The 24,409-nt window shown below is 37.4% G+C and carries 20 protein-coding genes; 6 read left to right on the forward strand and 14 right to left on the reverse strand.

Going from position 1 to position 24,409, the window contains the following annotated elements:
• The first annotated feature begins 22 nt into the window (after window positions 1-22).
• Entirely contained in the window at window positions 23-922 is a 900-nt protein-coding gene (locus VZD24_RS07560) for a nucleoside phosphorylase (RefSeq protein ID WP_279447948.1), read from the forward strand.
• Window positions 919-1,773, forward strand: coding sequence for a substrate-binding domain-containing protein (locus VZD24_RS07565; RefSeq protein WP_342686397.1), 855 nt, complete (start codon window positions 919-921; stop codon window positions 1,771-1,773). The genes VZD24_RS07560 and VZD24_RS07565 overlap by 4 nt, the downstream gene beginning before the upstream one ends.
• A gap of 209 nt (window positions 1,774-1,982) precedes the next feature.
• On the opposite strand, the gene ung is transcribed toward VZD24_RS07565, so the two are convergent.
• The gene (gene ung, locus VZD24_RS07570) at window positions 1,983-2,648 is read right to left on the reverse strand and encodes a uracil-DNA glycosylase (protein ID WP_342686398.1); all 666 of its coding nucleotides are present in this window, start codon (window positions 2,646-2,648) and stop codon (window positions 1,983-1,985) included.
• Between the two features lie 40 nt (window positions 2,649-2,688).
• Between ung and VZD24_RS07575 the strand changes: the two genes are divergently transcribed.
• Both VZD24_RS07575 and VZD24_RS07580 read left to right on the forward strand, forming a co-directional pair.
• Complete coding sequence (locus tag VZD24_RS07575; RefSeq protein ID WP_342686399.1) at window positions 2,689-4,863, forward strand: endonuclease MutS2; 2,175 nt, start codon at window positions 2,689-2,691, stop codon at window positions 4,861-4,863.
• A gap of 152 nt (window positions 4,864-5,015) precedes the next feature.
• Entirely contained in the window at window positions 5,016-5,417 is a 402-nt protein-coding gene (locus tag VZD24_RS07580; RefSeq protein WP_342686708.1) for a thiol-disulfide oxidoreductase DCC family protein, read from the forward strand.
• Here the strand turns inward: VZD24_RS07580 and VZD24_RS07585 are convergent, their stop codons facing one another.
• From VZD24_RS07585 to VZD24_RS07600, 4 genes are all read right to left on the reverse strand, one after another.
• Complete coding sequence (locus VZD24_RS07585) at window positions 5,418-6,212, reverse strand: phage tail-like protein (protein ID WP_342686400.1); 795 nt, start codon at window positions 6,210-6,212, stop codon at window positions 5,418-5,420.
• A 177-nt stretch (window positions 6,213-6,389) separates the two neighbouring features.
• A complete protein-coding gene (locus VZD24_RS07590) occupies window positions 6,390-7,835 on the reverse strand; it encodes a dicarboxylate/amino acid:cation symporter (protein ID WP_279447943.1) in 1,446 nt (481 codons plus the stop codon).
• Window positions 7,836-7,857: 22 nt separating this feature from the next.
• Window positions 7,858-8,922 carry a chorismate synthase gene (gene aroC, locus VZD24_RS07595; RefSeq protein ID WP_342686401.1) on the reverse strand — a complete coding sequence of 355 codons (1,065 nt, stop codon included), beginning with the start codon at window positions 8,920-8,922 and terminating at the stop codon, window positions 7,858-7,860.
• Window positions 8,923-9,405: 483 nt separating this feature from the next.
• Window positions 9,406-12,336: an FAD-binding and (Fe-S)-binding domain-containing protein gene (locus VZD24_RS07600; protein ID WP_342686402.1), complete on the reverse strand. Its 2,931-nt coding sequence runs from the start codon at window positions 12,334-12,336 to the stop codon at window positions 9,406-9,408.
• A 132-nt stretch (window positions 12,337-12,468) separates the two neighbouring features.
• On the opposite strand from VZD24_RS07600, the gene VZD24_RS07605 reads away from it, so the two are divergent.
• Together VZD24_RS07605 and VZD24_RS07610 are read left to right on the forward strand one after the other, a co-directional pair.
• Complete coding sequence (locus VZD24_RS07605; protein WP_279447940.1) at window positions 12,469-12,960, forward strand: hypothetical protein; 492 nt, start codon at window positions 12,469-12,471, stop codon at window positions 12,958-12,960.
• A 145-nt stretch (window positions 12,961-13,105) separates the two neighbouring features.
• The gene (locus VZD24_RS07610) at window positions 13,106-14,560 is read left to right on the forward strand and encodes a membrane dipeptidase (RefSeq protein WP_342686403.1); all 1,455 of its coding nucleotides are present in this window, start codon (window positions 13,106-13,108) and stop codon (window positions 14,558-14,560) included.
• Window positions 14,561-14,572: 12 nt separating this feature from the next.
• On the opposite strand, the gene VZD24_RS07615 is transcribed toward VZD24_RS07610, so the two are convergent.
• The 9 genes from VZD24_RS07615 to VZD24_RS07655 form a co-directional block, all read right to left on the reverse strand.
• The gene (locus VZD24_RS07615) at window positions 14,573-15,013 is read right to left on the reverse strand and encodes a protease complex subunit PrcB family protein (RefSeq protein WP_342688782.1); all 441 of its coding nucleotides are present in this window, start codon (window positions 15,011-15,013) and stop codon (window positions 14,573-14,575) included.
• A 16-nt stretch (window positions 15,014-15,029) separates the two neighbouring features.
• A complete protein-coding gene (gene bshA, locus VZD24_RS07620) occupies window positions 15,030-16,160 on the reverse strand; it encodes an N-acetyl-alpha-D-glucosaminyl L-malate synthase BshA (RefSeq protein WP_342686405.1) in 1,131 nt (376 codons plus the stop codon).
• A gap of 25 nt (window positions 16,161-16,185) precedes the next feature.
• Entirely contained in the window at window positions 16,186-19,104 is a 2,919-nt protein-coding gene (locus tag VZD24_RS07625) for a serine hydrolase domain-containing protein (RefSeq protein WP_342686406.1), read from the reverse strand.
• A gap of 13 nt (window positions 19,105-19,117) precedes the next feature.
• Window positions 19,118-19,603: an ABC transporter ATPase gene (locus tag VZD24_RS07630; protein WP_279447934.1), complete on the reverse strand. Its 486-nt coding sequence runs from the start codon at window positions 19,601-19,603 to the stop codon at window positions 19,118-19,120.
• 3 nt (window positions 19,604-19,606) lie between these two features.
• Window positions 19,607-20,398 (reverse strand): (Fe-S)-binding protein, encoded by a 792-nt coding sequence (locus VZD24_RS07635; RefSeq protein ID WP_279447933.1) that lies wholly within the window; start codon window positions 20,396-20,398, stop codon window positions 19,607-19,609.
• A 62-nt stretch (window positions 20,399-20,460) separates the two neighbouring features.
• Entirely contained in the window at window positions 20,461-20,895 is a 435-nt protein-coding gene (locus VZD24_RS07640; protein WP_342686407.1) for an LNS2 domain-containing protein, read from the reverse strand.
• A 60-nt stretch (window positions 20,896-20,955) separates the two neighbouring features.
• Window positions 20,956-22,260: a 4Fe-4S dicluster domain-containing protein gene (locus VZD24_RS07645; RefSeq protein WP_342686408.1), complete on the reverse strand. Its 1,305-nt coding sequence runs from the start codon at window positions 22,258-22,260 to the stop codon at window positions 20,956-20,958.
• 6 nt (window positions 22,261-22,266) lie between these two features.
• Window positions 22,267-23,214, reverse strand: coding sequence for an MlaD family protein (locus tag VZD24_RS07650; protein WP_279447930.1), 948 nt, complete (start codon window positions 23,212-23,214; stop codon window positions 22,267-22,269).
• A 54-nt stretch (window positions 23,215-23,268) separates the two neighbouring features.
• The gene (locus VZD24_RS07655) at window positions 23,269-24,390 is read right to left on the reverse strand and encodes an N-acetylmuramoyl-L-alanine amidase family protein (RefSeq protein WP_342686409.1); all 1,122 of its coding nucleotides are present in this window, start codon (window positions 24,388-24,390) and stop codon (window positions 23,269-23,271) included.
• Window positions 24,391-24,409 lie beyond the last annotated feature (19 nt).

A 24,409-nucleotide genomic window follows, 5' to 3' on the forward strand; every position in this document is an offset into this window, starting at 1 on the left:
TCTGCTAAAAAATTAGATAAATTTGAGACATACAATCAAACAAAGTGAGCTAATATTAACGCCCGAAGGTAAAATATACCATCTAGATCTTGCACCTTCGCAATTGGCCCCAACTATTATAACCGTTGGCGATCCCGACCGGGTAAAAATGGTTTCAAAATATTTTGACACTATTGAATGTACCGCCCAACACCGTGAATTTAAAACACATACAGGAACGTATAGGGGAAAGCGAATAAGTGTTATTTCCACGGGAATTGGTCCCGACAATATTGACATTGTTTTTAACGAGCTTGATGCGTTGGTGAATATAGATTTTGAAAAACGGCAAATCAAAAAAAAACTTACATCGCTTGATATTATCAGAATAGGTACCTCGGGTGGTTTAACGCCCGAAGTAGAAGTTGATCGCTTTTTAATCAGTACTTTGGGAATTGGTTTGGATAATGTGATGCATTATTACGATAAAACAGACAAAATTTTTAATCGCGATTTTGCCCAGTCTTTTATAGATCATACCCAATGGAACCCAGATAATTCGGTGCCGTACGCAGTGGAAGCAGATAAAAGCTTGCTTAAAAAACTTAGTTCCTCAACAACGGATGGAGAGGAACAAAAAACACTTCAGGGTATAACTATTACCAATGTGGGGTTTTATGGACCGCAGGGCCGCGTGCTTCGCGCAAAATTGAAAGATGAAAATCTAAACGAAAAACTTAGCTCCTTTAGATACAAAAAGAAAAGAATAACAAATTTAGAAATGGAAACCGCCACCATGTACGGAATGGCAAAACTATTGGGCCATCGAGCAATTTCTATGAATGCCATTGTGGCTAATCGGGCATCGGGAACCTTTAGCGAAAATGCCCCTAGAACCATTGATGCCCTTATTCAATACACACTTCGAAAAATTTCAGAATGAGGAATTTTTTAATTGGTGGTGTCCCCGAACATTTTAACCTTCCTTGGTATATCGCGTTGCGCAATAAGGAATTTCAAAAAGAAGGTATTAACCTCCGTTGGAAGGATTATCCCGGCGGAACCGGTGCAATGGCGCATGCTTTGCGCAACAGGGAAATTGATATGGCCGTAATTCTCACCGAAGGAATTGTACGCGACATCATTAATGGCAACGATAGTAAAATAGTTCAGGTTTTTGTAAAATCGCCTTTGTTATGGGGAATTCACGTTGCTGCCAATTCAGATTTTGAAGCGGTTTTAGACTTAAAGGGTACAAACGCAGCCATTAGTCGCTACGGGTCTGGCTCGCATTTAATGGCGTATGTAAATGCCGAAAACCACGATTGGAATTTAAAAACCGATTTAAAGTTTGAAGTAATTCAGGATTTGGAAGGCGCTTTGGAAGGGCTGCCAAAAGGAAAAGGCGATTATTTTATGTGGGAAAAGTTTATGACCAAACCACACGTAGATAATGGCACTTTTCGTTTAATTGGCGAATCTCCCACGCCCTGGCCTAGTTTTGTTATCGCCGTGCACAATGAGGTTTTACTGGAAAATGAAGAAAGCGTACAGGCTATTTTGGAAATTATAAATAAAACCACCAAAACCTTTAAACAAATTCCACAAATAGATGAAATGATTGCAGAACGATACGGCCAAAAACTTGAAGACGTTCGGGAATGGTTGTCACTTACCTCGTGGAGCAACACCCAATTAACTTCAGAAGAACTGGAAAATATTCAAGAAAAACTCGTTGAATTAGATTTAATTGAAAATAATATTCAGGAAACCAGCATCTTACATCAATTCTAAAAAATATCTTAATATTTACGCAACCCTAGCTGTATAATTGCATCTTGTTTATATAAAAACAACTATTATGACTACTTTTTTAATCGTTCTGGGGGCGTTGTTAGTCACAAATTTTTTGTTGTTGCAGTTTAGCTGTAACGATGCTACAGAGTCCGAAATTCCAGAAGAAGAATAAGAACAAGAAATATCCCCATTTCTTTTCTTACTATTTACCACTCAATTGGAGTATCTCCTTTATTTTTTAAAAATTCATTTGTTTTGCTGAAGTGTTTGTTCCCAAACCAATAGCCTCTATTAGCGGCCAATGGCGACGGGTGCCCACTACTCAGCACCAAATGTTTTGAGGTATCTATTTTAGCGCCTTTCTTTTTGGCAGGGCCACCCCAAAGCAAGAACACCAAACCGCTTCTCTCTTCTGAAAGTTTTTCTATAACGGCATCTGTAAATTTCTCCCAACCTTTTTTTTGATGGCTTCCGGCATGTCCTTCCCGAACCGTTAAAGTTGCATTAAGCATTAAAACACCTTGTTTTGCCCAACGCACCAAGTGTCCATTTTCTGGCACAGGTGTGCCGATGTCGCTTCTTATTTCTTCAAAAATATTTTTTAGGGACGGCGGAATTTTTACATTTTCACCCACAGAAAAACACAAACCATGGGCTTGCCCGAAACCGTGATATGGGTCCTGCCCTATTATCACAACTTTTACTTCCTGAAAAGACATGTAGTTAAAGGCTGAAAATATCTGATTGATTGGAGGAAAGCAGGTTGCCGCAGCATATTCTGCTGTTACAAATTCAATTAAATTTTTAAAATATGGTTTCTCAAATTCCTCTGTTAAAATAGCCCGCCACTCGGGCTCAATTGTTAGCTTCATTATCCTTACTTTTGCATGATTGCTGAAAAAAGTAAAATTAATGGAAATAAAGCGGAAAGCCCGTATAGACAATAAAACTTTAGAAGATCTGGAATTTCCCTCCGTGCTAAAACAGGTTGCCGAATTTTGCGTAACCGAACCTGGACGTGAAAAGGTTTTTACAATTACACCTTTTCGGAATTTTGATGAGATTGCGCCAGAATTACAACGCGTTAAAGAATTTACAGCTTCGTTTGAGGGAGATAATCATATTCCAAATCACGGTTTCGAACCTATTTTTCGTGAACTTCGAATGTTGGATATAGAAAACAGTACCTTGGAAGTTTCCGGATTTCGAAAAATTCTGTCAATTTCAGAAACTACGCGTATTTTATTGAAATTCTTTAAAAAATATGAAGAGTTTTATGTCCATTTAAATTCTTTTTCTGAAGAAGTAAATTACACATCAATTTTTTCTGAGGAAATAAACAAACGCGTAGATAAGTACGGTGAGATTAAAGACGAAGCTTCTACCGAGCTCGGCGCCATTCGCAGAAGGTTGAACGTGGTTAAAGGCAAGATAAATTCGTCGTTCACCAAGGCGCTCTCACAGTATTCCCAAAACGATTATTTAGACGAAATTCGTGAGTCTGTTGTTGAAAATAGACGCGTTTTGGCAGTTAAGGCAATGCATCGAAAAAAAGTAAGAGGCGCAGTTCTGGGCAGTTCAAAAACAGGAAGCATTGTTTATATTGAACCACAGGAAACACTGGATTATGCAAACGAATTAAGCAACCTAATTTACGAGGAAGATGAAGAAATAAAGCGAATTTTAAAGGCAATGACCGAATTTGTACGTCCGCACGCTTCACTTTTAGCAAGCTATCAGGAATATTTGATAACGATGGATGTACTTTACGCCAAGGCGAGATATGCTTTAAAAATAAACGGCGTTTTACCAATTTTGGTCTCAGAGAAGAAGATTTCGCTCTTAAAGGCGTATCATCCACTATTGTTGGTTTCAAATAACAAACGAAAAGAAAAAACATTTCCGCAGCATATTGAGTTATTGCCTGAGAAGCGAATTATTGTGATTTCTGGACCCAATGCAGGCGGTAAGAGTATTACTTTAAAAACGGTAGGTTTGTTGCAGGTAATGTTGCAGAGCGGTTTATTGATTTCGGCAGAACCGCAAAGTGAAATGTGTTTTTTTAAAAGGGTTTTAACAGATATTGGTGATAATCAATCTATCGAAAACCATTTGAGTACTTACAGTTACCGGTTAAAAAAGATGAATCAATTTTTAAAGAAGTGCGACAAAAAAACACTTTTTTTAATTGACGAATTTGGAACCGGTAGCGATCCCGAACTCGGTGGTGCCTTGGCTGAAACATTTTTAGAGGTTTTTTATGAGCGCGAAGCGTTTGGAATAATCACGACCCATTATACAAATTTAAAATTATTGGCAAACGAGCTGCCGCACGCTATAAATGCGAATATGCAGTTTGACAATAAATCGTTGGAACCATTGTACCAGCTGCATCTCGGGGAAGCCGGAAGCAGTTACACCTTTGAAGTTGCACAAAAAAATGGTATCCCGTACAGTTTGATCAATAAGGCAAAAAAGAAAATTGAACGCGGCAAAGTACGTTTTGACAAGACTATCGCGAATCTTCAAAAAGAGCGATCTAATCTTCGAAAAACCTCGGAATCGCTAAAAACGGAAGAACAAAAGGCACGAATAGAGAGTAAGCAGTTGGAGGAAATTAATGCGCGTGTTCAAGAAAAACTGGAAAGCTATCAGGAATTGTTTGATGCCAACCAAAAGCTAATCAGTTTGGGTAAAAAAGTAGATGTGCTTTCTGAAAAATATTTCAACAACAAGCAGAAAAAGCAGCTGATTGATGAATTGATGAGATTAGTGATGATTGAGAACAGCAAACGCAAAAAGCTGGCACCTAAGGTTAAAAAAGCTGTAAAAGCCAAAGAAAAAAAGGTAATACAGGAAGTTGAAAAAAAGGTGGAAGTAATTCGCGAACGAAAGAAAGAGGAAAAAGAAAAGGCTAAAAAGTTACCCCCACCAAAACCGAAAGTTATCCTTAAAATTGGCGACCGAGTACGTATGATTGATGGTCGAGCTATCGGAACGATTGATACTATTGAGAAGAATAAAGCAATCGTGAATTACGGGATGTTTACTACAAATGTAAGTTTGGAGGAACTGGAAAAAGTATAGCTTTTAAAATTCCAAATCACAAACACTAAATTCCAAATAAAAAACAAAATTGAAATTTCAAAAAAGAAAAAAACAAAATAAACTTCAATCCTTTAAATTTTTCAAAATTGAGTATTATTTGGGATTTGTTTTTTGGTGCTTTTTTAAAGAATATGAATAACAATCACAAAATAATACTCTTTGACGGCGTTTGCAATCTTTGTAACGGCGCGGTTACTTTTATTATAGAGCGTGATAAAAGGAACGTTTTCAAATTCGCTGCGCTTCAAAGTGAAATTGGACAAAAGCTAATTTCAAAATTCAATATAGATACTTCAAAAGTAGATTCCATCATTCTTATTGATGGCGAAAAACACTACGAGAAATCTTCCGCGGCGCTTCGTATAGCCAAATACCTTTCAGGCGCTTATCCCCTACTTTTTGGATTTATGGTTGTGCCAAAATTCATCAGAAATGCAGTCTATGATTATATCGCCAAAAACCGCTATAAATGGTTTGGTAAAAGGGATGAGTGTATGATTCCAACTCCAGATTTAAAGAAGAAGTTTTTGTAGTTAATTGAATATTTGGCCTGTGTTTAAAGCTCCGGGAGTATCTACGGACGGAGCATTCCATAAAAAATCGTTATACGAATTTCCCGTTCCTGTAAGTTGGAGTGAATAGCCTACAGGATTAGATTCGGGTTCGTACTCACCAATATCTGTTGAGGTTATTCCGTTAGCATTGCTTCCGGTTGCTGTAAATGTGCCCTCGTAGCTTAAAAATTGAATTACCACCCCATTCTTTACAACAGCGATGCCATCCTTGGGTCCGTTCTGAATACCCGAGATATCAAATGATAGGATTCCAAAGCCATTCATATCATTTGGAATAATACCACTTAATTGTACGGTATTATAATTGGTACCTGTAGTTCCATTATATAACTCAAGTGAAAAGTTATTTAAATTAAGTCCGGCTGGTCCTGCAATCTCAATAAATTCGCCTATATCAGTTCCTGCATTGTCATAGTGAAATTCATTTATCCAAATTTCAGGAGAGGGAATGGTAATGGAGATAATTTCAATCCAGCCTTCGCCATTCCATATTTGAAGACCGGCTTCGCCATTTCCTTTATTCATTACAAAAACCAATAATCCAACATCCGAAATATTGGGAACAATTGCATTGCGGGCGGCGATGCTGGGCACGCGTGGTGGCATCAATCCTTTGTAGGTGACGCCTTCGTCCGAGGTGCTGCTAATTTCCAACATTGATGCCGAAGAGGGACTAGTGGTGCCAATACCTACTTGGCCATACATACTTGTAATAAAGAACGTAGCTCCAAAAAGTAAAAATAAATTTCTCATAACTATGTATTTACACAGCTGGGGAGTAACTTATTCAAAATAGTTTATATGAATACTTTAACGGGGAGGGCTCTAATTTAATAAAAATAATCTTTTTAGCCAAAAAAATAAATAATCTACACTTTTATCTCGTTCAATTAAAATATGTTCTATAATATTAACAAAAAAGACATTCTTTTAAGAATCTATATCGAAAGTTTGTGATGGGTTGTCATGTGGCTCATAATTCAGCATGTTTTCGCCTTTTGCAATAATAGAGCATACAGTGGCATCTCCCGTAACATTAACGATGGTTCGGAACATATCTAAAATTCTATCTACAGGAAAAATGATGGCAATCCAAGCGGGGTTTAATCCAACCGATTCCAATACTATAATTAGCATAACCAATCCCGCACTTGGAACTGCAGCAGAGCCAATTGAAGCTAAGGTGGCTGTTATTACTATAGTTAATTGTTGACCTAAGGTTAAATCGATCATATGAAGTTGTGCCAGAAAAACCACCGCTACCGCTTGGTAAAGACAAGTTCCATCCATATTTACTGTGGCTCCGATGGGCAACACAAAGCTGGTAATTTTTTTATCGACCCCAAGATTTTCTTCCACGCATTCCATAGTAACCGGCAAAGTAGCCGCACTACTGGAAGTTGAAAATGCCAATGTTTGCGCAGGTGCCATAGCTTTAAAAAATCCTTTATACGGAATTTTTTTTACGAACAACTTCATAAATAGCGGATAGATAATAAAAATCATCAACATTAATCCAGCAAATACGGTAAGTGAATACCAACTCAAACCTTTGAAAATTTCATATACCTTCCCGATATCATCTCCTGCCATTTTGCTTACCACCCCAGCCAACAAGGCAAATACAAAGAAGGGAGCCGCCTGCATTACCAAATCTACCATTTTTAGAAAAACCTCCATGGCGCTATCCATAAAGTCCGTAACAGGTTTCGATTTTTCATTCGGAATTAAAAGTAGGCATACCCCGAAAAATATTCCGAAGAAAATAATCTGAAGCATTAAACCATTGTTGCTCAAGGAAAAGAAAAAGTTTTCGGGAACAATATCTACTAGAGGTTGCAGCGGGGTCGCGTCCTTTGTTTTTTCGGCAGTCTGCATTTTTTCCGAAACAGCGGCGTCTTTTAAATCACTTTTTGACAGGTCGGTAATTTTTTTAGCACGTTCAAAAAAAGCAGGATCCTGCAAATAGCTAATTCCGTCTTTTGGCGGGTGTCCATTATTGGAAGCCCAGATTTCGTAGCTAATTCGGTTGTCTATTCTACTCTGCTCGTCAATAAGTTTCCCCGGTTGGATTACATTAACCAAAATTAAACCAAGACTAACCGCAAATAAGGTTGTAATTAAATATGCGAGAAGCGTCTTCCCTCCCATTCTACCTAAGCTCGAGGGATCTCCAATATTAGCAACCCCGGTAATAATAGAAACCAAAACAAGGGGAACCGCAATTAATTTTAATAAATTGATAAAAATTGTTCCAAAGGGCGCAATCCAATCTATAGTAAACTCGCTCCAACCTAACTTACTGGATAGTAAAGCCCAAACTATTCCTAAAACTAATCCTATTATAATTTTCCAGTGTAGTGCGAGTTTTTTCATACTTAGATTTGAGATATTAGATTTAAAGTTTTGTTATTTTATTCAACAGCCAAAAATCAGCCAAGACCAAGGCGGCCATTGCCTCTACGATGGGTACGGCTCTGGGTACAACACACGGATCGTGACGGCCCTTTCCTTCGGCTATTGCTTTGTTTCCTTTACTGTCTATAGTTTTCTGCTTTTGCATAATGGTTGCTACGGGTTTAAAAGCAACATTAAAGTAGATATCTTCCCCGTTACTTATACCACCTTGAATACCACCGCTATAATTGGATTTCGTGGTTTCATCTGGATTGATAGTATCGTTATGTTCGCTACCTTTCATGGCCGTGCCGGCAAAACCACTTCCAAATTCAAAACCTTTTACAGCGTTAATAGACAACATAGCTTTGCCTAATTGGGCGTGAAGTTTATCAAAAACTGGATCTCCCAAACCCACGGGCATATTTTTAATTACACACGTAATAATTCCACCTACAGTATCTCCCTGCTTTTTAATTGATTTTATATATTCCTCCATTTTCTTCGCCATTTGTGGATCGGGACAACGGACTGGATTTTTTTCAATTTCGGAAAAATCTACTTCTGAATACGATTTATTGAGATTTATTTCACCAACGGAAGAAACATAAGCAGTAATTTGTAAGTTTTGCAGTAATTGTTTTGCAATAGCGCCTGCCACAACCCTGCAGGCTGTTTCGCGAGCAGAGGATCGCCCGCCACCGCGATAATCACGAATTCCATATTTTTTATCGTAGGTGAAATCGGCATGAGACGGACGGTAAATATCTTTTATATGGCTGTAATCCTTACTTTTTTGATCGGTATTTTCAATTGTAAAACCAATAGGAGTGCCTGTAGTTTTTCCTTCGAAAATTCCGGAGAGAAATTTTATTTGGTCTTCTTCTTTTCGTTGGGTAACAATTGCAGATTGTCCGGGTTTTCGGCGCTGCATTTCGGTATTTATCGCATCAAAATCCAGGGAAAGTCCTGCAGGACAGCCGTCTATAATTCCACCGATAGCTATCCCATGAGATTCACCAAAAGTGGTAAGTTTAAAAATTTTGCCGAAGGAATTGCCCGCCATACATGTGTTTTGAACAAATGTAAACTTTCGGGTTTAAATATTCAAAGTTTATATTTCAAAAATATTAGTCGAAACAACTATTAAAACGAATCGGAAACAAGTTTTTAAAAGAAATTTGAAATACAACTAAAATGTTCTACGAACTTTTTTAGCTTTAAAATCAGTATTGTCCGATTAAAAATCATGTTTTTCCCCTACGGGACATTTGTTTAGGTGCGATCTCTTGATTACCAATATTTTGCCCAGCTGGAGCAGTATGCCGTTAGGCATTAAATATGGGTAAAAAAATAGAGTCCCGTCAATTCCTAGTCCCGTAGGAACTACATATAATATGGGGTTTTCCAGAGTTAGTCATTACTTTTATCGGACAAGAATGCTTTAAAATAAAGACTTTTTGGCTTATAATTAGAAAATAAGCAAAATCTGAAAAGGCCACATTTGTATATCGTTCCTAAAAGCGTTTGGCTGTTCTAACTGTTAAAACTACAGAAGTGCATTTTTAAGAATCGTAACCGGATGTAGTGCATCACGCCCTGTACCATCGAGTATTTGATGTCTGCAACTCGTGCCGTTAGCAGAAATAACAGTATCTGCCGACGCTTTGCGAACAGCCGGAAATAACTTTAACTCCCCTATTTTCATGCTCACTTCATAATGTTCCTTTTCATAACCAAAGCTGCCAGCCATTCCGCAACAGCCGGTTGTAATAATGGTAGGTTTGTAGTTTTTGGGAAGGTTTAATATTGTAAAAGTTACTTTTTGATTGCTCAATGATTTTTGATGGCAGTGGGAATGAATTTTAATAGCTTTTTCTTCTAAGGTAAACTGTGCCGCCGAAATAGTTCCATTTTCAATTTCGGCTGCTAAAAATTCTTCAATTAAAAAAGTGTGTTGTGCAATGGCTTCTGCTGAAGGTTTATCATCTGCCAGTCGAAGATATTCGTCACGAAACGAAAGAATTGCGGAAGGTTCAATACCTACGAGAACATTGTTTTCAGACACCTTTTCTTTTAAAAATGAAATGTTTTTTTCAACCTCTAGTTTGGCTTCTTCTAAAAACCCTTTAGACAGTAGCGCCCTTCCGCTGTCTAAATTATTAATTACGGTAACTTGGTAGTTTAATTTCGTTAGCAGCTCAAATGCATCCACGGCGATTTCAACATCTAAATAATTGCTAAATTCATCCACAAAAAGCAATACATTTTTACGGTAATTTTCTTTAGGTGAATAATTTATATCTGTTTCATTTTTAATATGTTTAACGCTATTATTAAAACTTTTAATTGAAACCTTTGGCAGCGTTCTATTTTGATGAACTCCAGCAAATTTTTTAATAATTGATGAAGTAAAACCGTTGGTAAAAAACCAATTGGAAACCTTTGGAAAGGCCGATGCCGTTTTATTTAATTGAGTGCTTTTTCCAAATAATTTATTTGAAAAAGATACGCCATTAGTTTTGTTGTATTGGTACAAAAATTCGGCTTTTGCGGTGCTTATATCTACATTGCTCGGGCATTCGCTGGCGCACGCTTTACAACTTATACAGAGGTCGAAAACTTCTTTTAATTCCTTCGAATTAAATTTATTTACCGCTTCGTTATTGGTTAAAACCTCGCGCAGCGCATTTGCACGTGCGCGAGTTGTATCTTTTTCGTTTTTTGTAGCGTGATAACTTGGGCACATTGCTCCGGCGGCATCTGCTGTTTTTCTACAATCGCCGCTGCCATTACAGTTTTCGGCAAGCCGAAGTATTCCTTGGTAATCGCTAAAATCCATCAGCGTTTCAATCTTTGGCTCCGTTCTATTGGTTTTATAACGAAGGGATTTGTCCATTTTAAACGCATCCACAATTTTGCCCGGATTGAAAATATTGTGGGGATCGAAAGTTGTTTTAATTCGTTTTAATAATTCATAATTTTTATCGCCTATCATCAGCGCAATAAATTCTGCCCGTACAATACCATCACCGTGCTCGCCGCTAAACGAACCCTTGTATTTTTTGCAAAGTTTGGCTACATCTGTTGTAATTTTTCGAAAGTAGGCAACACCTTCTCCGTCCTTTAAATTTAGTATTGGCCGTAAATGCAATTCCCCAGCTCCAGCATGTGCGTAATACACCGCTTGTTGGTTGTATTTTTTCATCAGTGCCGAAAACTCTAGAATGTAGTTAGGCAAATCGTCTAAAGCAACTGCAGTGTCTTCAATACACGCAACTGCTTTTTGGTCGCCCACCATATTGCCCAGCAAACCCAGTCCCGCTTTACGCAGTTCCAGAGCCATTTCTATTTCTTCTCCACGTAATATTGGACTGTGATAACTATATTTTGAAAGAGAAATCGATTTTAATAGTGATGAAATTTGCAGCTGTAGATCTTCTTCAGATTCACTTTTTAATTCAAGAAGTAAAATGGCTTTCGGATTGCCTTGTACAAAAAAACGGTACGGTTCGTATGTTTTACTTTTTCTTGTGCAATCTAAAATTAGATCGTCCATCATTTCACAGGTGTGTAAATTATGCTGCATAGCCACTACAACATCCTGCAAGCACGCCTCTAAGGTTGGATAATGCGTAGCTACCATTGCAGTAAACGCTGGAGGCAACGGATCTAACTGTAGTGTAATTTCGGTTGTAAATGCCAGGGTTCCTTCACTTCCACAGAGCAATTTGCAAATATTTAATTCATCATTAAAATCGCCAAAAACCGTTGTGTTTAACAGGCTGTCAACGGCGTAGCCCGTATTTCTACGATGGATTTCCGGCTTTGGAAATTCCCTCCAAATTTCCTGCTGTGTTTCATCGGAAATTAATTCATTATAAAGAGTTTTATAAATTTTTCCTTCCAGAGAATTCAGCGCGGTTTTTTCTAAAAACACTTCTTTTGAAAGAGGTTCAAAAACAACTTCTTCGCCGTTAGAGAGGATAGTTTTTAGCTTTAAGACCTTATCGCGGGTTACGCCGTACTGGATTGAAGTGGTACCACTGCTGTTATTGCCAACCATACCTCCGATCATACAACGATTACTTGTAGAAGTATTGGGTCCGAAAAAAAGTCTGTAGGGCTTTAAATAAGCGTTCAATTCATCCCGAATAACACCGGGTTGTACTGTAACGGTTCTATTTTCAATATCTAAAGAAATTATATCGGTAAAGTGTTTTGAAACATCAACTACAATACCATCGCCTACACATTGTCCGGCGAGCGAAGTGCCCGCTGTTCGTGGAATGAGCGAGGTGTTGTTTTTTACAGCGAATTGAACAAGTTGCTTAATTGCCTCACTATTTTGAGGATAAGCCACTGCTAGCGGCACTTTTCGGTAAACCGAAGCGTCTGTAGCATAGATTGCTGTATGTAGGGGATCGGAAAATAATTCGCCTTTAAAATTTTCCTTGAATTTGTGTAATGTGTGTTTCATAGTAGCATGTGTAAAGGTAAAAAACTTCTTAACATAAAATTTTAAAATACGGTGTATAGATTGGCATTGCTTTAACTACAAGCTACTGTTAATACAAGTATTTTTACCTTCGTATTAACTAAAACTCAAATCATGAAAAAAGTCATTTTTTTATTTACCATCATTTCTGCCCTTACTTGGCAGGCAAATTCGCAGGAAATTTCTAAAAATGCCATCGGACTTCGCTTTGGAGATAGTGATGGTTTTGGACCGGAGATTAATTATCAAAGACATTTGGGCGACAACAACAGGCTGGAATTGGGTTTAGCCTGGCACAGTAAGAGCGATTGGAACGCAGTAAAACTTACTGGTATTTACCAATGGGTTTGGAACATAGACGGCGGCTTTAACTGGTATGCAGGTCCCGGTGCGGGAATTGGATTTGTGAGCTATGACTACGATGACGTCCCACCGTTTAGAGATAACGAAACAGACGTATTTGCGTTTATTACTGGCGATATAGGTATTGAATATAATTTTGACATACCACTTATCCTTTCTTTAGATATGCGACCGCAATTTAATTTAGGCTATAGAGACGATGTAAGTTTTGATGTTGGATTAAGCGCGCGATATCAATTTTAATTATTACAACATAATTTTTGTAATACATGCCTCATAGTTTTATGGGGCATTTTCCTTTATAAAAAACAGGAAAAACCCTGTTTTTTAAGAAAATTATTTTGTGCAATTTTATAGTATTTACTAAAAATTCACAAAAACCACGAAAATGGAAAAGCATTATGTAGATCTGCATTGCCATCCCTCATTAAAGCCTTTCAGTAAAAGTTTTAAATACAAGCCCCGAAAAATCAATGATATAGATCCTAATAGAAAAAATTCTATTTGGCATTACAGTCCTCCAAATTTTTTAGAGAAGCTTGTTAACCGAATTGTTACCCTTACAAAATTTACGCAAACTGATTTAACCGCACTGGCAAAATCTAAAGCAAAAGTTGTAGTGGTTGCCCTTTATCCTTTTGAAAAGCATTTTTTCGGAAAAGAGGTAATTGGCATCAAAGGAGTAACCGATGTTTTGGTTAATCTAGCAGCGAGTATCAGCCAATCGCGTATGGATTATATACGTAGCAATTACGACTATTTCGCCGATTTAATGGATGAGTATAAATACTTTCAGCAGCTTCACAATCAAGTTGAAAAAATTGACGGCAAATTCTACACCTACCGTTTGGTAAGCAATTTTCAGGATATTGATGACAACTTTTCGCAGGAAACAGATTCCAAAAAAATTATAAATATTATTCTAACTATTGAAGGCGGGCATAGCTTTAATACAGGCTTAGATATGGATAAGGATATGGCTAGCCGCACAGAAGTTATCGGTAACATTAACGTTATTAAAAATTGGGAACATCGCCCACTTTTTATAACACTTGCCCACCATTTTTACAATGAACTTGCGGGACATGCAAGTAGCATTTCCATTGGAATATTAAAGAAAAATCAAAATCGGGGTTTAAATTCGGGTCTCACGGATTTAGGAGTAGAAGCAATAGATTTGCTGTTAGACAATACCGATAATAAACGTATTTTAATAGATATAAAACATTTAAGCACAACTTCCAGGAAGGCTTATTACAACTTACTCGAAACAAAGTACGGCAATGAAAACATTCCAATTATTGCCAGCCACGGTGCCTGTAACGGCAAACGCGCAATAGAACAGTGGCAACAAACCGGTATTAGTGCACATGAAGATTGGTTTTGCAATATTGATATTAACCTATATGACGACGAATTAATACGAATTGCGCGGAGCAACGGAATCTTTGGAATTCAGCTGGATGAACGCCGTATTGGGAGCAAAAGGGCGATTAATAAAAGTAAAATATACTTCCCGAACAAACGTAAACAATTGCGAAAAAAGGCACTTTTAGTATGGCGGCAAGTGCAGCATATTGCCGAAGTGCTTGATAACAAAGGTCTCTTTTGCTGGGGAATACAATCTATTGGAAGTGATTTTGACGGTATCGTAAATCCTATAAACGGTTTATGGACCGCAGAAAACATGAAAGATTTGGCCGAAGAAATGCTAAATCACGCCAACGATTATATATCAAAAAATATAAACCAGCTAAATGCCTATAATAGAATAAGCGCCGAAAGTATAGTTGAACGGGTAATGCATGAAAATGCCATGGAATTTATAAAAAGGAACTATTAAAAAGTTTTAGAACTATTTTACAACCCTTTTAAAGATTATAGATTTTGGTTGTTTTTTAAATTTAACCATTGTAAAAGGCGTAGTTATTACCATCGTGGCGTTTTCACCGGGTTTCGGACTATTACCTTCGTAAAAAACTACTAGCGTATTTTCTTTTTCAATAATTTCTTTTACGGCAACAGAATGACCTCCGGTAGAGGTTTCGCCTATATTTATAAAAGCAACTATTTCCGTTTTAAAATCTACTTTCGGAATAGGAATATGTGGGGTTCGCGTGGCGTTAATAGAATTGAATATCTGTTTTAATTCTTCTGAAGTTTGAAGAATTACATTCTTTTGTTTTACAATATTGCTTTGGGAATTACTAAGTAGCACCTCGAAGGAAATATTTTTCTGCAACTTACTATTTTTATAAGCTGTGGGTTTACAGGAAAATACTAAAGTGATGGCCATAAAAAAGAAAAATCCTTTAGCGAATTTGCAATATAGCTTCTTGGTATAATTTTTCATAAATAGGAACAATTCTTTTGGTGTCGTAAACCATTGCAGCTTCAATTGCTTGCTTTTTAAACCTTGCTAACGTTTCATCGGTTTCCAAAATCTTTAAAGCATTTTCAGCCATTTCAGTAACATTTCCAACATTGCTTAAAAATCCGCTAACCCCATCAATATTTACTTCTGGCAATCCACCCGCATTACTTGAAATTACTGGAACTCCGCACGCCATAGCTTCCAAAGCCGCGAGCCCAAAGCTTTCTTTTTCAGAAGGAAGAATAAAAAGATCAGTAAAGCACAATATTTTATCAACTTCGTTACTATTGCCAACAAACAACACCTTTTCTTCAATTCCTTTTTCGGTACAAAGTTGTTCAGAAGCTTCGCGTTCGGGACCTTCGCCTACGATAATTAATTTAGCAGGAATTTTTTTCTGAATGTTATCAAAAATTTCAATTACATCCTTAATGCGTTTTACAGGCCGAAGATTACTTACATGGGTAACAATACGTTCTTCGGGTTTAGCCATTAAGTCGCGTTGGCACTCAGTAAATGTATTTATTTTTTTTGGAATATCAATAAAATTGGGAACAACATGAATTTCCTTTTTTATATCGAACAGGTGAAGGGTATCTTCCTTTAAACTCTTTGATACGGACGTAACTACATCGCTATTATTTATACTAAAAGTAACCGCTGGCTTATAAAAGGGATGATTTCCTACTAAGGTAATATCTGTTCCATGAAGTGTGGTTACCATGGGTATATGGATATTTTCTTCCTCAAGCATTTTTTTAGCCATATAACCCGCATAAGCGTGGGGAATTGCATAATGAACGTGCAGCACTTCAATTTTATGAAGCTTTACCATATCTACTAATTTGCTGGAAAGCGCAAGTTCATAAGGTTGATAGTGAAAAAGTGGATATACAGGTACCGAAACTTCGTGGAAGTGAATGTTTTTTGACAGCAGTTCTAAACGAACGGGCTGTTTGTAGGTTATAAAATGAATTTCGTGTCCTTCTTCTGCCAAGGCTAAACCTAATTCAGTGGCCACTACTCCGCTCCCTCCAAAGGTTGGATAACATACTATTGCTATTTTCATTCTTTTATTTTTTATGAATATGCTCTCAATAATCTATAGCATCGTAAATGGCTTCTTGTATTTTACTTCGCAGATCGCTTCTAATTAACTTGCGGTTTTCTGCATCCGGAAAAGTTCTGTTAGACAGAAAAACATATACAATTTCTTCGTCTGGGTCTGCCCAAGCAAGCGTTCCGGTAAAACCACTGTGCCCAAAACTTGTCATAGACACACAACCACAGGTTGGCCCTGAGGTGCCTAATTGGGGTTTGTCGAATCCTACTCCTCTTCGCACGTTTTTATTGCAATAATAGCAAGTGTTAAAAAGGTCGAGTACGTCGGGATTAAAATACCGTGTACCTCCGTAAAAGCCTTTCCAGAGGTACATTTGCATAATTTTAGCTACATCATTAGCATTACTGAACAATCCAGCATGACCACTAACGCCACCAAGCATTGCAGCCCCTTGGTCGTGAACATACCCTTGTACTTTCTGTTTTCTAAAAATATTATCCTGCTCCGTTGGTGTAATATTGTCTTTAGTAAATTTTGACAAGGGTAAATAGGTAGTATAATTGGCGCCCAAAGATTCATAAATTTTATCCTGAACCACTGTTTCCATTGGTTTGCTAAACTTTTGTTCAAAATATTTTTTTAGAATATAATAGGGCAAATCGCTGTATTTGTATTCTAATCTGGAATTGAGTTCACTTTCGCGAATGGTTTTATAAATGGTGTCCATATAATCTCTACGCATGTACAGGTTTTCTGCCACATGTACGTTGAAGTCTTTTCCCGCAACATCAGAATAGTATTTTGATGAAACATTTGTTTTTGATTCATTTAATGTATAGCGATAAAATGGAATCCAAGCCTTTAAACGTGCGTAGTGCGAGAGCATTTCCTTTAAAGTAATATTCGCTTTGTTCGAGTTTTTATACGCGGGTAACATTTCAGAAAGTTTGGTATTTAAGCTCAATTCCTTGTTATCTACAAGTTGCATTACAAGGGGCAGCGAAGCCAAAATCTTCGTCAGTGAAGCGAGGTCGTACATGGTACTGTCTTTAACTTCAATATTTTTATTGTATTCGTGGAATCCAAAATTCTTTTGATAAATAACTTTCCCTTTTCTGGCGACTAGGACCTGCGCTCCGGGAAACATACCTTGGGTCATCCCTAAATTTACGAGTGAGTCTATTTTTCTTAATTTATAACTATTTACGCCCACACTTTCGGGGGTGCCATATTGCAGTCTTCGCAACGATTTTGTTTTATAACTTGTGTTTAACGGAAAATCTTCGCCTAATGAAACTGGCAACTTTCCTTTAGCTTCCCGGGCGCCAAATATAAGTTGTGCAGAGAGTTTTTGTGAAATTTCACTGTTTTGGTACGACATAATTACCCCTTCAAAATTGGCGGTGGTCTTTAAATCTAACATCGCATAGGGCCTAGCAAAAACGTCTAAAATAACTGTATTGGTCCGTGCAATTTCATAAAGCCATACAATTTCATTTTGAGAAAATTCAAACTTTTTCCAAGGGTTTTCGTTGCTTTTGTGGAAGCCAATAATTACATAGTTATAATTTTTCAACTTTTGCACATAATCGTCAAGGCTGTTTGCTTTTACCCAATCTACATCACCATATTTTTTCAATTCGTTTAAAAAAACTTCGCCAGAATCATCACCAAAATTTATATAGGCTATCTTTTTTTCTTGAAGATCTTTTATAGGTAGAATGGCCCGGTCGTTTTTAATTACCGTTAGTGCATTATCCATGGCTTCTTCGTATAGCGAATTGTCGTAAACCGAATTTAAATCTTCATATAAATAGTTAATATTTACAGGGGTATAGTTGCTTAGCCCAACTTTATATTTAGCGTAAAGGATTTTCTTTACGGAATAGGCTAATCGTTTTTCGGTAATAATTTTGTCGTTATACGTATTAATAAGAAAATCCATTGCTTTAGGCACATTTTCTGGAATTAACAAAACATCATTTCCTGCCAAAAATGCAGCTAGTTCAATCTCGCCTGGATTTTTAAAATTAGAAGCCCCTTTCATATTTAGGGCATCGGTAAAAATAAGTCCGTTAAAACCGAGTTCATCTTTTAACAGATCGGTTACAATATTTGAAGAGAGCGAAGAAGGATAATTCATTTGAATTTCCAAAGCGGGAACATTTAAATGAGCAACCATAACACTATTAAGCCCTTCGTTTATTAATTTTTTATAAGGATACAATTCTAATGAATCTAAGCGCTCCCTAGAAAAATCAATGGTTGGTAAGGTTTTGTGGCTATCCATATCGGTATCGCCATGGCCTGGAAAATGTTTTGCACTTCCCATAATGCCAGCGCTTTGCATACCTTTCATAAAAGCGAGGGCTTTTTGGGTAACATTTTCTTTGTCTTCCCCAAAAGAGCGGTTGCCGATTATTGGATTCTTAGGGTTGGTATTAATATCTACCACAGGTGCAAAATTAATATGCACTCCCAGGCGTTTAGATTGTTCGCCAATTCTACGGCCAACTTTTTCAACAATTTTATTGTCAGTAATAGCACCCAAAGTCATATTCCATGGAAAAGCATAGGTAGAATCCAGCCGCATGGCCAGTCCCCATTCGGCATCCATCCCAATCATTAATGGAACTTTCGCAAGGTCTTGAAATTCGTTATTTAATTTTGCTTGGCGCACGGGACCTCCTTTTGAAAAGATAACGCCACCAATGTGATAATTGGCAATTAGGTCTTTTATTTTGTCTGTCTTGGTTTTGGGATCGCTGGAAAAAATATCGACCATAAAAAGCTGGCCCATTTTTTCTTCCAAAGTCATGGAGTCAAAAATACTATCAACCCATTTTTTTTGGTTTTGAAAATCTTTCTTTACAATTAGTGGGTTTCTATCTTGTGAAAAGGCAGCGATTGAAAATAACGCTAATACGAAGGTGAGCAACAAATTTTTCATAAGTATTCATTATTTATGATAAAAATCTATTGTGCCAACTTTCATGTGCGGGTACTTCCCAATTTTCCAGATATTCTGCTTTGGTGTTTACGAGATTATTAAAAACAATGGTGTTTTTTGAAACCGATTTATCCTTGGCCATTTTTCTAAAATCGGTCAAAGGTTTATAAGCTATATATTCGCCGGTATAAAAAGTAACGTTCATTTTGTCTAGCAAATCCACGTCAAATTTTTCTTGCAGTGACTGAATAAAATGTACCGAAGCATCAATACTACAGCCAGATGCAGAGGCATTGGCTTGGTTTAACCCAATAACAATAAACCTATTGTATTTTATTTCTGCAGCGGCCTCGAGCTCGGCACCATGGGCGGTCCATTTGGTTAAAAAATCGTTTGTTAGTTCTGTAATTTCGGCAACTTCGTCGTTACTTAGTTTTCTATTGGCCTGATAAACCCAAACTCTTGAATCATCGGGCAGGTTTTTAAATTCTGTCAACATTATTTATAAATCTTCTGCATTTGCAATCATTTCTGCAACGTCCATTACTTGAACATTGTCTTCAGCATTTTTAGCTTTTACTCCATCGGTCATCATTACCATACAAAATGGGCAACCAGTAGCAATTATATCTGCGGAAACCTCCATAGCTTGTTCGGTGCGTGCTACGTTTACGTCTTTATTACCTGGTTCGGGTTCTTTAAACATTTGCGCACCACCCGCACCGCAACACATACCGTGTTTTTTATTTCGACGCATTTCAACGAGTTCGCCCTCTAATTTTTCGAGTAAATTTCTTGGCGCTTCGTATTCGTTATTTGCTCTCCCTAAATAGCAGGGGTCGTGAAAGGTTATTTTTTTACCCTTGAATTTGCCGCCTTCTACTTTTAATCTTCCTTCATCTAATAATGCTTTTAAAAATTGGGTATGATGCATTATTTCGTATTTTCCGCCAAGTTCTGGATATTCGTTACCGATGGTATTAAAACAGTGCGGACAAGTAGTTACTATTTTTTTTATGCCGTAACCGTTTAGTATTTCAATATTGGTCATGGCTTGCATTTGAAACAAAAATTCATTTCCGGCTCTTTTAGCTGGATCTCCATTGCAACTTTCTTCGGTTCCTAACACGGCAAAATCTATGTTTGCTTTGTGAAGCAATTTCACAAAGGCTTTGGTTATTTTTTTAGCGCGATCGTCAAAGCTTCCTGCACAACCCACGAAAAAAAGAACTTCGGGTATTTTGCCTTGGGCCGCATATTCGGCCATTGTTGGTACTTTTATTGGTTCACTCATTTTGCTATTATTTCTGGTTTCACCCCTTATAGAATACGCAGGGTGCTTATTATTTTTTCGGTTTAATCTTCAAACACTTCAATTGTCACTTCTTTTTCTACCAAATCGGTAAATTTTCCTTTGTAGCGCGTTGCTTTTACCAAATGATTATCTACCCAATGGTAATTGCCGCCGCGGGGTTTTTCCATAAGCATACTATGGTATTTAAATCCGTGTTTGCTCAACCACGTTTCGGTTACTTGGCGGTGGGCCTCGGTGCGGGAAGTAAAAAAGCAAATTATATGCCCTTCGTCATACCATTTATTCAACGTTTTTAGTGCATCTGGAAAGGGTTTACACGTTGCCATTCGCTCTGGCTCTTCATTGGGTATGTCTTCGGTTATGGTTCCGTCTATATCTATTAAGTAGTTTTTTATTCCTTCGGGTAAAATTGGGCTAACGTGCTCGCCTTTTTCTACTTTATCGTGCAACATTTTTTCTACTTCTTCTTTTTTCATAATACGCTACTTTTTTGAACACGAATACAGCTGGGGTTAAAAAACGCCAGGCTCAGTTATTTAGTTTTCATCTTTCCAATTTAATCTATCCATTTGATTGTAGGGCCATGGTGCGCCATTGTTTTCAATATTTGTCATTGCAACATTCAGTTCTGTTGGAGCAGCCGATTGTTCCATTACCAAATATTGGCGCATATCCATAATAATAGAAAGCGGATCAATACTTACCGGGCAGGCTTCTACACAGGCGTTGCAAGTGGTGCACGCCCAAAGCTCTTCCCGCGTAATATAATCGTCTAACAATTGTTTGCCGTCGGGTTTAAACTCGCCATTTTTATCTATGTTTTTTCCAATTTCTTCCAAACGATCGCGAGTATCCATCATAATTTTACGTGGCGAGAGTTTTTTACGGGTATTATTTGCAGGACATTCGTCTGTGCAACGGCCACATTCCGTACAAGTATATGCGTTTAATAGCTGAATTCTGCTCAAATCCATTACATCACTGGCTCCAAACTTGGCAGGGGCTTCTGTGGCTCCTTCGGCAGGTGCGGCAAAGGGATCTGCGTTTGGATCCATCATCATTTTCACTTCGTTGGTAACTGATTCCAGATTTTTAAATTTTCCTTTAGGAACCACTTTTCCGAAGTATACATTCGGAAAGGCCAACATAATATGCAGATGTTTTGAAAAATACAAATAGTTAAGAAATACAAGTATTCCCAAAATATGCAGCCACCAAGCGGTTCGCTCAATAATATGAAGCGTACTTTCTGAAGTACTGCTGAACCAATTAGCTATATATCCCGAAACGATATTACCGTTATTCATTTCCTGAAAAGGAATGTCTGTAGCATTCATAATTAGGAACAGCCCCATTAAAACCATTTCGAAATAAAGAATGATATTTCCGTCATTTTTTGGCCAGCCTTTCATTTCAGGTTTCCAGAAACGTTGCAATTTTAAGGCGTTTCTTCGCAACCAAAAAATTGTTACCGATACAAAAACCAATAGGGCTAAAATTTCAAACGAACCAATTAAAAATCCGTAGAAACCTCCTAGAAAAGAGAAGATCCGGTGTGTTCCGAAAATACCGTCAATTATAATTTCGAGTACTTCAATATTTATAATTATAAAACCGAGGTACACAACTATATGCAAAAACCCAGAAATGGGACGTACAACCATTTTAGATTGGCCTAATGCAATGCGAAACACATTGCCCCATCGCTCGCCTTTGTGGTCTGAGGCATCAACCTTTTGACCTAGTTTAATATTGCGGATAATTTTGCGGATATTGATTGTAAAAAAACCAATACCTGCTATAAGTGCTATTAAAAATAAAATGTTTGGAATGTACTGCATGATGGTTTATTGGTCTGGGTTGGCTGGTGGATCGTACTCTTTGTTCTTTTTGCCGAACACTGAAAAATGCACGTAGCGTTTCGGGTTTAGTTTTAGGTCCTGAAGTAGCTGCTCCAGTTGTTTTGAAGCGCCTTCTAAATTTTCATAAAGTTTGTCGTCTTTTAAAAGTTTTCCCATAGATCCATCGCCATTTTCAACGCCAGAGACTATTTTATCCATTTTATCTACCACGCTCTGTAGGTCGGTAACCAGTTTACCTGTTTCAAGTTGCGCAAGCGAATCGGTAAGTTTTGAAAGGTTGCCCGCTGTTTTGTCTAAATTTGTAAACGTATTGTCCAGTTTGCCGGTATTTTTTGACAAAATTTGATTTAAATTCTCTGAAACCCCTGCAAAAGAATTTAGCGTTGTGTTTAAATTTGCAATAGATTGTTGGAGGTTTCGGCGTGTGTCTTCATCTATAATTGCATTTATGCTTAGCAATAAGGTATCTACAGTTGCCAATGTGTTATTCACTTTCCGTTCCAAAGGTCCCAATGCTTTTGAAACCGCTGTAAGCATACCATCTTCAACATCGCCGCGAAGTGTATCGCCACTTTTGGCTACATTAGCGTCGTATTGCGGAAAAATCCCCAATGCTTTCCCACCAATTAATCCAGTACTGTAAATTCTAACGATGCTGTTTTTTGAAAAATCGAAATCTTTTTCTACAGTAAACTTTACAACCAAGCTACCTTTGGTATTGGCAAAAGAAATATTTTGAACCTTTCCGACTGTAAGTCCGTTTATTGTTACCGGAGCAGCTTGGGCAAGACCTTCTACATTATCGTATTTTACATAGAATTCGCGATTTTTTTCGAGCAGATTTGTGCCTTTTAAAAAGCTGTAGCCAAAGATTAGCAGCAAGATAGCGCCAATGGCAAGAATTCCGGTTTTAACTTCTTTCGATAGTTTCAAGTGTATATTTTTAGATTGTGAACAAATTTAAGTGATAAATATAAAGAATGCACGCTAATTGGCTTTCGATTTTAACACTTCCGGTAGATTAACTTTTCTTCCTTTTTTAAAAGCTACAATGTATGCCGAAGGATATCCTTTTTGCTGCACAAAGGTTTTCATTACCTGAATTTTGTTATAATCTGATGTTTCACCGTAGTAATATTTAAAAAGTCCGTCCTCCTTTTCGCGAGTTACATCGTTAAGCCCTTTAAAGTTCTGCGGCTTAGGATCCAGTTTTTTACCACTTGCAGCCAATTGAACCTTAAAGGTTACGTTTTCGTAAATATCTTCTTTTGTAGTTTCAATCGTTTTTTCTACTTGAATCTGTTCAATTTGTGGATCTCTAATTTTTTCGGTGGAAATGGAGAGACTACTAATGTACGATTTTATAGCATTGCCTATTTCGCGAGCCATTTCGGTTTGTCCTTTGGCAGAATTTAGATAAGCACCTTCAGTTTTGTTGGTAAGAAAACCCGTTTCAATCAAAACGCTGGGCATATAGGTATTGTGAAGCACCCAAAAACCCGCCTGTTTTACACTTCTATCTTTTCGTTTTAAGTTGTTAATTACATTATTCTGAACCAAGCTAGCCAATAAAATACTTTGGTCTAGATACTCTTCCTGCATTAAAACCATTCCTATCAGCGATTCTGGTGCATTGGGGTCAAAACCACCGTATTTTTCTTGATAGTTATCTTCTAAGTAAATTACCTCGTTTTCTTTTTTGGCTACTTCAAAGTTTGCTTGGCTTTTATGAAGCCCCAAAACAAAAGTTTCAGCGCCATAGGCATTCGAGTGATGGGCATTGCAATGTACAGATACAAATAGATCGGCATCTGCCCTATTTGCAATGGCCGCACGTTCGCGTAATTCAATAAAAACATCGGTTTTTCGGGTATAGATTACTTTTACGTTTGGTAACTTTTCTAACTCCGCTCCTACTTTTAAAACAATGTTTAACGATATTTCCGATTCTTTATACCCGTTCCCTTTATTTCCGTGATCGTGCCCACCGTGACCAGCATCCAATACAACTACAAATGGTTTTGTAGGATTTTCTGCAGCAGTTGTTTTCAGGGAAAAAAGTAAAAAGGTTCCTATTACTAAAAGTGAAGCAAAAAGTTTTGTGTACATATATGTTTTAACGATTGTT

It is taken from the genome of Aequorivita flava (assembly GCF_038742595.1).
GTDB lineage: Bacteria > Bacteroidota > Bacteroidia > Flavobacteriales > Flavobacteriaceae > Aequorivita > Aequorivita marisscotiae.